Below are 9,565 nucleotides of genomic sequence, written 5' to 3' on the forward strand. Positions count from 1 at the left end.
TGGATAATATAATGAGCTTTGAGTCTGATTGAATTAAACTCAAAAATTTATTATGAAGGAAAAAATCTTAGCCGCGCTCAAAACCAAGCATGCCGACACGATCAAGTCGCTGGGGTTGGGCGAAAAGGCACTCCTGGGGATAGCTGCAATGCTTGCTATAACCGTTACGGAGGAAAGCCAAATCGAAACCGTCGTTTCTTCCGATGGGGTCGCAGAAGCATTGAAAGGTGTGCAGGGCGAAGTTGACGGTCGCGTCACCGCAGCTGTGAAGAAGGCAACCGAGAAGAAGCCGGACGGGGGTGACGGCGATAATACCAAACCCAAAAAAGAAGATCCGAACGACAAGGGGGACGAAGATGATGTGAAATCGCTGCTTAAAACGCTTGTGAAGCAAAATGAGACGTTGACGGCAGAGATCAACAACATCAAGCAGGAAAAGACCACCAAAACGCTCAATCAGCGCATCACCGATAAGCTGAAAGAGGCGAAGGTGGACGACGACTACATCACCGATCAACTCGACGGGCGGACATTCAACAGCGAGGATGAGGCAGACGCCTTCATCACTAAAGCCACGGAATCATGGGGGAAATTGCAGCAGAAGTTTGCTAACGAAAAATTGGCGGAAGGGGCTGAAAAGCCGTTCATCACCAACTCGACCGGCGAATCTGACTTCATTACCAACTTGAAAGCCGCTGCGGCAACCGCTGTACCAAAGGAGAATTAACCCCATTAATCACGAAAAACTTCAAAAAATGAAATATGAAGTGAATGAGGCCGGTCCCGTCCGCGAAGAATTGTGGGACGAAAAGACCGTCCGAGTGCATACGGGTGGTTTCAACATCAATCCCAACGACTTCCCGCGAAGTGTCGAGTACATCAAGAAGGGAACGCCGCTGGCGATCGATTGGGCCACACGGAATGCTAAGCCGGTTAAGACGGTGACGCTCGCGGCTGCCCTCGAAGCAGATGATACCGAGGTGATCGTAAAAAAGAATCACACTTTCCTAGTGAACGAGCATGTTGGTAACGGCACCAAAGCCGCCACAATCTCGGCTATTGATTCGGTGGACACTGCCACGGATAAATTGACCATCAGCGCTGCGCTTGGTGCACTACCTGAAGGTACGGTCCTGACGATATCCACGGAGGCCGGCGACAACAAGGCGCTGCTGGTTGCGACCAAACTCAACTACGCAGACGTGAAGCTGGAGGGGCAACCCTCGGTTTCTGCGATCTACGCAGCTGACGAAGTGCGCGAAAGCAAGCTGCCGTATGCGTTAACCGATGCGATCAAGACATCCTTGACCGTGCGATTTTTGATCATCCCTTAATCCATTCGAGCAATGAAAACTATACTTCAGGAAATTTCGGAGGAAAAAAACTTCGATGCCTTCATCCAGGAACAGATGAAGATTTCCACTTACAAGCCCGAGTGGAAGAAGGAAATGGATACGGACTTCTCCGTATCGGGGGCCTACAACGAGTTCGTTGGCGAATACGCCGCTGCCCAAGCCGGTTCGATCATCGCAAAGAATGCCGACAAACCGCTTCGTGAGATGCCTGACCTCGGGTCGATCACCGGTACCATCGGCCGTTTGGGGGATCGCTGGCAACTGGACAACGACCGCCTTGACAAGCTCATGCAGCTTGAAGGCCGGTACCGTGGACGTGCCGGTAACTTCACCAGTGAGCGTAAATCATCCGAATGGCAGAAGGTGTTGAAATTCCTTTTCAACATGTATGAGCCAGCGGCTATCGCGCCTCACAAGCGCTTGGATCTGTTGTTCTACAACGGACTTTCCAATGGTAAGTACGAAGTAACGGTGGCCAACAATCCGGACGGTGTTCAGTGGGAACTTGATCTCAAGATCCCTACATATCTATTGCGCGCATCGGACGTGCTGTTCAGTGACAAGGCGAACTCGGATCCAGTAGCGGTATTCCAATATGTGATACTGGCTTTGAGGGCAAAAGGCAAGTTGGTGGAGAAAATCCAGATGAACTTCAATACCGTTCAATTGGTATTGGAGTCTGCGAAGATCAAGGCTGCATTCTCAGTGGACGTACCCAAAGGCCGTGTATCACCTTCGGGAATCATCTCGCTTGAGATGCTGAACGGCTACCTGAAAGTAGTCGGACTGCCGCCTATCGAGGTAGTGGACGTGTTCGTCACTTTGCCTGGTACCAACCAGGAGCCAGTGAACGCCTTCAAGGATAATCGGGTCGTATTCCGTACCTCATCACCGGTTGCAAAACTGATGTTGAAGGATGCACTCGAATCCAAGGATCCGCACCCGAATAAGGTTTACACGGTTTACGAGGAAAACCTCATCTCCAGCTATCGCCGGGAAGAAGGTCGGTTTGTCGAGTACGAAATGAACGCGGTACCCGTGTTCAACGGCAAGAACGACATGGCCATCCTAAGGATTGACGAGAAAGCCGCGTAAACGATGGCGCTGGCAGAGTTCATAAAGAAGAAGCTGCGAAAGTTCAAACTCCAGATTGAGGATGATGAACTGACGGTTAAGCTCGCCGAACTGGGTGGAAACCCGGAAGGCGAGCTCACGCCGTCATCCATGTTGATCGCTAAGCAAGTCTTTGTATCCGTTATTCCCGAATTGCTGCTTGAACCGGATATCTCCCAGGGAGATTTCTCCCGGAAATATAATATGGACGGGATACGGACCTATTACAGCATGCTTTGCGACGAACTCGGTGTAGAGAACAAACTTGCGCCGCAACCGAAAGTCTACGACGCTTCAAACCGCTGGTAGGATGGACAACTACGCACACAAGCTCTTTTTCATCCCTTCAGGCGATCCCTACAAGGATAGCCAGGGTAATTGGGTCAATCCCGCCGAAAGTACGGAATGGCTTCCAGCCACCGACATGGAGGTGGATTGCCGCGATCAGCCCAACGACAAAGGCACTTCAACCACTGTTGTGGATGGCGATGTTTTGGAGTTTGGGTCGATTGTCTTCTGCGAGCTCGATATCCCGAATCTGAAAAGAGGGGATAGGATCCGGGTTATCATGGATGGAGCTGTGAGGCTGGTAGGCGCGGTAAAAAGGTTCAGTAGGGACTATTTCCATTGCAGGATCTGGGTATGATACAGCCAACATTCAATAGGGAAGATATCCAAAGAGCCCTCAAACAGAATTTCAGGGACAAGCTGTACAGGATTTTCCTGCGCGGTTTGCGGCTTGTGGGAGAGAAAGCAGTGGCGCATGCTCGCGGATTAAACACCTATATGGATCAAACCGGAAACCTACGCAGCTCGATTGGATATGCCATTTATCATGATGGAACCTTGGTAGAGCGGAATTTCCGTCAGGTGATCGGCGGCGCTGAGGGTGTGTCTGAAGGTGAACGACATGCCGCCAGTAATGTCCCACGGAGCGGATTCGCATTGGTAGTGGTTGCCGGCATGGACTACGCTATGGCAGTGCAATCACGTGGTCTGGACGTATTGGACGGGGCAGAGCTGGAGGCCGAGAAGGAACTGGATAGATACATGAGAAGTATCACAGATCAGATCAATAGGTGGGCTGCATGATGAGAACGACGCTTGACATAACCGAGATCCTTTACGGCCTTGTAAACGTGCCGGAGGTAACCGCGATAATAAGCGGATCCACTTACCGGGACGAAAGACCGGAGAATTCAGCCGTTCAGGACGTGGTCTGCACTTCGACCACCGTGGACAATGAGCCCTTCCAGGAAGGAGTCGGTTACGTCAACATCCATGATCCCGGCACTATGCCAAATCATGTATGGTTCAAGACCGTTACAGGCATCATCGTACCGATCCTGAAAAGCCACTATGTCCGCAATGACTACAGCCTTCTGGTGACAAACGCAGCGGGGCCGATCAAGCAGGAAAAGCAGCAAGGATACTTTATGAGCATCCGCGTACGGCTGAAGCTGTATTACAACAATTAACAGAATTATTTACCACTAAGATCATAAGGAAATGGGTTTAGTAACAATTGGCCTCGATAAAGTAGAGGTCGCACCGTTGGCAGGTGACGGCGGTCCCGGTACCGTATTCGAAACCATCGGTTTCACCTCAAAGGGTACCTTCTCCTTCCAGGAAGATGACGCCACGGTGAAAAACGTGGAAGTAGAGGAGGTTTCTACCCCTTTGAAAGCATTCAAGACCGCTGGCGCACGCCGGTTGCTTTTCAGTCTTGCGGATCCGGATTCGAATGCACTGGCATTGACCAGGGGCGGGACGGTCGATACCGCAGGCGGCGGAAAGGTTTATACGGAAGATGACGCCAAGGAATACGAATGCACCATCCGGGTAACCCCGAAGGAGGGATTCGAGACAATCCAATACAACAAGGTTTCCCTGTTGGGCAAACTGAATGGTGGGCTTGGTGCCGACCAGGAATTGCTGTTGGAGATCGCGGTCGACATCCTGAAGCCTACCAAAGAAGGCATCAAGATCATGGAAATCGTCGAGATAGCCCCGACACCCTAAAAACCGGATTAAAGGGGCGCATGTTGTGCCCCTTTTTCCAAATGACCGATAATCCATGGAAGAAAAAGACTTTGATGCGCTTGCGGCCGAACAGGCCAACATCGACTCGCTGATCGGTAAGGGAATGGATTTCACCGTCCGGACCAGCGCAATTGAGCGTTTGTTTGGATCCGGGAAGGAGAAGACGTTCACCATACACGAACCGTATACCGGTACGCTGGATCTATTGGCTGACGAGTTCCTGAAAATGGAGATCGACGAGGAAGCCCTCACGGAAAACCCGATACGCCAAAGCAATCGAATCATCAAGAGATCGGCCGAACCAATGGCACGGGTAATAGCGGTTGCGGTCCTGAATGGCCGGTGCTGGGTGGAGCTTACCCCGTACAGGGGATTTGTAAACCGATCCCTTATCAATAGGTATACGAATTATTTCCTGCGCCGACTGAAGCCTTCCACGCTCAAACAACTGGCGCTTATCATCCGGCAGATAATGAATGCCGGGGATTTTATCAACTCTATCAGGTGGATGTCCGGGGCGATTCCAAGGACAACAAAACCCAAAGCAAACCTGGTAGAGGAAAAACAATAGGTGGCAATAGTCCCCAGGGGTGGAGGTCGCAGGTATGCGAACGCTTCGGATGGACACTGCAATACCTGCTTTGGGGAATCAGCTGGATGCAGGTGCACAAGATGATGATCGATGCGCCGCACTACGAGGATGACGATAATACGGGGAACGGTGCCGGCAGTAACGAACCCGGTAAACCAAAAACCGATCTGGATAAGCTTAGGGCGTTTAACGCTTCATTGAGATAGAATATGGATATCAACGGCGGAAGGCTTTCATTCGATGCTTGGATACGGGATTCCGATTTCCAACGTCAGATCACGGCGATGGAGCGCCGGATAACCGGTATGGCAGACCGCGCAGTGAACGAATCCAGCCGGATGGATCGCGCATTCGCCAAGCTTTCCGCAACCCTTTCCGGTTACTTCACTATCCAGGGAGCGGCCCAATTTGTAAACGATCTCATCCGTGTACGGAGCGAGTTCCAGCAACTTGAAATTTCCTTCACCACTATGCTCCGCAGCAAGATGGATGCGGAAGTCCTGATGAAGGAGCTCGTGGAATTTGCCGGCACAACGCCATTCGGGTTGAAGGATACCGCCAATGCCGCCAAACAGCTGCTTGCCTACGGATCCACTGCTAAGACCGTGACGCAGGAACTTAGGATGCTTGGTGATGTCGCCGCGGGCACCTCCCAGCCGATCGGGGAACTTGTTTACCTGTACGGTACCGCCCGCACCCAGGGCAGGGCGTATCTGATGGACATCCGTCAGTTTGCCGGTCGGGGCATTCCTATCTATGAGGAACTAGCCAAGGTACTTGGTACCACCGTTGACCAGGTGAATGACTTTGTTTCTTCCGGTAAAGTAGGTTTCGAAGAACTCCAACAGGCATTCCGGAACATGACCGCCGCCGGATCGATGTTCGGCGGCTTGATGGAAGCCCAAAGCAAAACATTCCAGGGGCAGATCGAGCGCGTGAAGGATGCCTGGGATGAAGTTCTGAATACCATCGGCAAGGAGAATGAAGAGGTCATCGGTGCGGCTATTGAGGGAATCGGCACATTGGTCGAGAACTACGACAAGCTGTTTGAGATCATTTCCGGTCTCGTTGTTGTATACGGATCATACCGGGCGGCATTGATCGCTACGGCCGCATTGAAGCAATTGGACGCCGCCAGAACCGTAGGGATGACCGCGGCCGAGATACTTCATTATAACGCCATCGTTATTAAGACCGCCGCAATGCGGACGCTGAATGCTGTGATGGCCGCATCGCCGGTGATTGCTATGACAGCCGCCGTTTCGGCGCTGGTAGCTGTAATATACTCATTGACGCAGGTCACCAATGCAACGGCAGCAGCCAGGGAGCGTTTGAACGACGCCATCGATGCCGGTGGCAAATCCGCCGATACGGAACGACGTTCGGTTGAAAAGCTGATCGAGGTAATGCGTAGCCAAACCGCGTCCGCGGAGCAAAAAGAAGCTGCATACAAGAAGCTTATTGCGCAGACTGGCGATATCCTTACTTCTTATTCACAGGAAGAAATCGCTACCGGAAAAGCGACCCGTGCCCTCGACGAATATATCGGAAAGATAAGGGAAGCCGCCGCGGCCCGTAAGGCATTCGACGAGTTCAACAGCCTTGCCGAACAGATGGACGATCTCAATCGTAGTGGGATTGACGCGGTAGGTACGTGGACAAAGCTTGGACGCTCCATAAAAAACACCTTTGCCCCGACGTCTCAGGGAGTGGGGTTTGGTCAATGGGTCGACGTCCTGTTCAGTCCTGGAGCCATGTCCGAATTGATTGTCGGTCAGGAAAAGAAAGTCCTTGAAAAATCAATGGACGAACTCAAAAAAGCCTATGGCGATAAGTGGGAAGAGATCATTACAGGCGTAAAAAAGGAAGATACGACTTTGCCCGTGGTTACAATTACGCAGCGCCTGAAGGAACTGAATAAGGAGATTGCTACCACGGAATCTGACCTTAAAGCCGCACTGAGCCCTGACGCGGTATTTGACAAGAAAAAGATCGATTCGCTTCGTGATTCGCTGAAATCGCTTACCGAAGAGCGTGATCTCCTGATGGGCAAAACCAAGGAAGGAGATAAAGCCAATAAGGACCTTGAACGTTGGGGCGATAAACGCATCGACATTCTCCAGCGTATTGCTGATAAGGAGGCCGATATCCGGGCGAAAGGCATGGCGGCCAACAATCGGGAGTTGCAGGAGGCGCGCAATCACTACGATGAGTTACGTCGCATCATCGAAGAACACAATAAAAAAGCACCCGAAAGCCAGCGTATTTCTTCCGGAGTTCTTGAAATGATCGATCGACTTGAGCGGAGGGAAACTGGAGATATCCAATACCGTCAGGAGACGGAAGACCTTAAACAGCGCCTTGGCAGGCAGCTGGAACTCTACCGTGAATACCAGGCAGCCCGTAAGGAAATCGGTGATAAAGCCGCAAAGGAGATGTTTTCGGGTGAAAAAAACTTCGTTGAGGATTTCCGGTCACTTCTTATAGGTGAGATAAGTGCCTTGCAGGGCATGGATATGACAATCGGATTAACCGGCGCCCAGCAGGAACGGCTTAAGGGCCTATGGGATATGCTGGTTGTGTTTAACAACAACGAACGCCAGCAGGCTAATGATCAAACGAAATACCTCCTTGCCACATATCGGACATATGAGCAAAAACGTGAGGCTCTGATCGCCAAAGCCAATAAGGACATCGCGGATCTCGAATCGAAAGGAGAAAAGGACAGGGCGAAGCAAGCAAAGCGGGATCGTGACCAGGCGCTTCTTGAACTCTACCAATCCGAAATAGAGTCCAACGAAGTTTTCCAGTCGATGAATCGTGCCTTAAATACCGCTGGGTCGTCGATGGCATTAACTGCACTACGGCACGGTAAGGCAACCGTGGACGCATTGATCGAAGGGCTAGACATCAAGGACGAAGCACTAAAAAACAAACTGAAAGAAATATTCGGTGACTGGTTTGCACAAGCAATCGAAAATACCGAACAGGAGAACTTTGCCAATGTCACTCAGTTGGTGGAGGGCTTCGGGCAGCTTGTGGACATGGCCACCCAATTTGACGGTACAATGTCCGGTGCGCTGAAAACGGTAGGCGCTATGGTCAGCCAGGTCGGCCAACTATCTCAAACACTCGGGCAAACCATCGGTAAGGTAGGTGATGGCTTTTCGAAGGGTGGTGGCATCGCCTCTATAGTTGGCGCGGTGTTTTCCGTCATCGGTGGCGTAGTCGCGGCAATTGAGAGTAGCCAAAACAAGAAATGGCAGAAGGCTGAAAAAGAGCGGCAGCATGCTCAGGAGTTTCAGTTGAAGCAATTGGACGCAGCAACACGGATCCTGGAATATCAACTTTCGCTCATCAACGATATATACGGTGCAGACCGTGTAAAGGCATACGCCGATGCGGCTAAGCAGGCGTTCGATTCCGTAAACAACAGCATTAGGGACTTACCTACCAGTCAATTCCTATCAACAGGAGATGCCCAAAATGACAAGCTGGTGCAGATTCTGAATCAATACGGATCGATAGAGGAACTTGACAAAAGACTTCGTGAGATTAAGGATAAGCAGAAAGATAATTGGCTTTTCCCCGCATTCCAAAAAGACTACGCGCCTGAAATACAAATGCTGGAAGCGGCGCGCAAAATATTTATGGACGGAACGGTTGATGATTACCGGTTGCAGTGGACGTCCATCGAAGATATCACGCAGGAAGAAATCACGAAGTTAACCCAGCTTCTTGAAGAAGGTAAATTCGACGAAGTAACAGCCAGCAAGATCCGCAACATCATCGAGCAGTACGACCTATGGAAAAACGCGCTTAACGAGATGCGGGCCGAACTCACGGGCACGACGTTCGGGGGTATAACAGACGAAATAGTTTCCATGTTCGAACGGGGCACCGTTGCGGCCGAGGATTTTGCGGAAAACTTCGAAAAACTCATGCAACGTGCCATTCTCCAATCCCTCAAAAGAGATGTACTTGAAAAGCAGCTGCAGGGATGGTATGAGGATTTCGCTACCGCTGCGGAAGATGGATTGGACCGAACCGAGGTGTCGGATCTGGAATCAACGTACAATGATATCATCGAAAACGCACATAAGCAGTTCGATCAACTTAAGCAGATATCCGGAATCGATTTCGGTACCGACGCGACCAAGCAGGAATCGGGGTTGTCCAAAGCTGTGTCAGGAATCACCGAAAGCACGGCCAATAGGCTTGAATCGGAATTCGGCGGCTTGAGGCTAGCGCAGCTTTCACTTCTTGATAACAGCAAGATCCAAACAAACTTCATGGACCAACAAGTTCAACTGATGAACCGGAAACTCGCTATACTGGCCAGCATCAATGCGAACACTGGCCGAACGGCAGACAATACCGACCGTCTTGCCAATATAGAGACGGCCATCGTCCAGCTAAACAGCAAGATTTCAAACACTGACAGCCTGATGAGGGGGGCAGG

The 9,565-nt window shown here is 51.1% G+C and carries 10 protein-coding genes; all 10 read left to right on the top strand.

Going from position 1 to position 9,565, the window contains the following annotated elements; translation table 11 throughout:
* Positions 1-52 precede the first annotated feature (52 nt).
* Positions 53-727, top strand: coding sequence for a hypothetical protein (locus BMZ56_RS03740; RefSeq protein ID WP_090624334.1), 675 nt, complete (start codon positions 53-55; stop codon positions 725-727).
* A gap of 28 nt (positions 728-755) precedes the next feature.
* On the top strand, positions 756-1,334 hold the full coding sequence (locus BMZ56_RS03745) for a hypothetical protein (protein ID WP_090624336.1): 579 nt from the start codon (positions 756-758) through the stop codon (positions 1,332-1,334).
* Between the two features lie 12 nt (positions 1,335-1,346).
* Positions 1,347-2,450 carry a hypothetical protein gene (locus tag BMZ56_RS03750; RefSeq protein WP_090624338.1) on the top strand — a complete coding sequence of 368 codons (1,104 nt, stop codon included), beginning with the start codon at positions 1,347-1,349 and terminating at the stop codon, positions 2,448-2,450.
* A gap of 3 nt (positions 2,451-2,453) precedes the next feature.
* Positions 2,454-2,777, top strand: coding sequence for a DUF6706 family protein (locus BMZ56_RS03755; protein ID WP_090624340.1), 324 nt, complete (start codon positions 2,454-2,456; stop codon positions 2,775-2,777).
* Position 2,778: 1 nt separating this feature from the next.
* Positions 2,779-3,114, top strand: a complete 336-nt coding sequence (locus BMZ56_RS03760; RefSeq protein ID WP_090624342.1) for a hypothetical protein — start codon at positions 2,779-2,781, stop codon at positions 3,112-3,114.
* Positions 3,111-3,560, top strand: coding sequence for a hypothetical protein (locus tag BMZ56_RS03765; RefSeq protein ID WP_090624344.1), 450 nt, complete (start codon positions 3,111-3,113; stop codon positions 3,558-3,560). Before BMZ56_RS03760 ends, BMZ56_RS03765 begins: the two co-directional genes overlap by 4 nt.
* Positions 3,557-3,946 carry a hypothetical protein gene (locus tag BMZ56_RS03770; RefSeq protein WP_143072843.1) on the top strand — a complete coding sequence of 130 codons (390 nt, stop codon included), beginning with the start codon at positions 3,557-3,559 and terminating at the stop codon, positions 3,944-3,946. Before BMZ56_RS03765 ends, BMZ56_RS03770 begins: the two co-directional genes overlap by 4 nt.
* Before the next feature lie 31 nt (positions 3,947-3,977).
* Positions 3,978-4,490 carry a hypothetical protein gene (locus BMZ56_RS03775; RefSeq protein ID WP_090624348.1) on the top strand — a complete coding sequence of 171 codons (513 nt, stop codon included), beginning with the start codon at positions 3,978-3,980 and terminating at the stop codon, positions 4,488-4,490.
* A 55-nt stretch (positions 4,491-4,545) separates the two neighbouring features.
* A complete protein-coding gene (locus tag BMZ56_RS03780) occupies positions 4,546-5,082 on the top strand; it encodes a hypothetical protein (protein WP_090624350.1) in 537 nt (178 codons plus the stop codon).
* 230 nt (positions 5,083-5,312) lie between these two features.
* The coding region (locus tag BMZ56_RS03785) for a tape measure protein (RefSeq protein ID WP_090624352.1) at positions 5,313-9,565 on the top strand (4,253 nt) is incomplete at its 3' end.

The organism is Parapedobacter indicus (assembly GCF_900113765.1).
GTDB lineage: Bacteria > Bacteroidota > Bacteroidia > Sphingobacteriales > Sphingobacteriaceae > Parapedobacter > Parapedobacter indicus.

Coding starts and splice junctions, on each gene's coding strand:
- BMZ56_RS03740 (WP_090624334.1), top strand. CDS start 53: ATGAAGGAAAAAATCTTAGCCGCGCTCAAAACCAAGCATGCCGACACG.
- BMZ56_RS03750 (WP_090624338.1), top strand. CDS start 1,347: ATGAAAACTATACTTCAGGAAATTTCGGAGGAAAAAAACTTCGATGCC.
- BMZ56_RS03775 (WP_090624348.1), top strand. CDS start 3,978: ATGGGTTTAGTAACAATTGGCCTCGATAAAGTAGAGGTCGCACCGTTG.
- BMZ56_RS03745 (WP_090624336.1), top strand. CDS start 756: ATGAAATATGAAGTGAATGAGGCCGGTCCCGTCCGCGAAGAATTGTGG.
- BMZ56_RS03765 (WP_090624344.1), top strand. CDS start 3,111: ATGATACAGCCAACATTCAATAGGGAAGATATCCAAAGAGCCCTCAAA.
- BMZ56_RS03770 (WP_143072843.1), top strand. CDS start 3,557: ATGATGAGAACGACGCTTGACATAACCGAGATCCTTTACGGCCTTGTA.
- BMZ56_RS03755 (WP_090624340.1), top strand. CDS start 2,454: ATGGCGCTGGCAGAGTTCATAAAGAAGAAGCTGCGAAAGTTCAAACTC.
- BMZ56_RS03780 (WP_090624350.1), top strand. CDS start 4,546: ATGGAAGAAAAAGACTTTGATGCGCTTGCGGCCGAACAGGCCAACATC.
- BMZ56_RS03760 (WP_090624342.1), top strand. CDS start 2,779: ATGGACAACTACGCACACAAGCTCTTTTTCATCCCTTCAGGCGATCCC.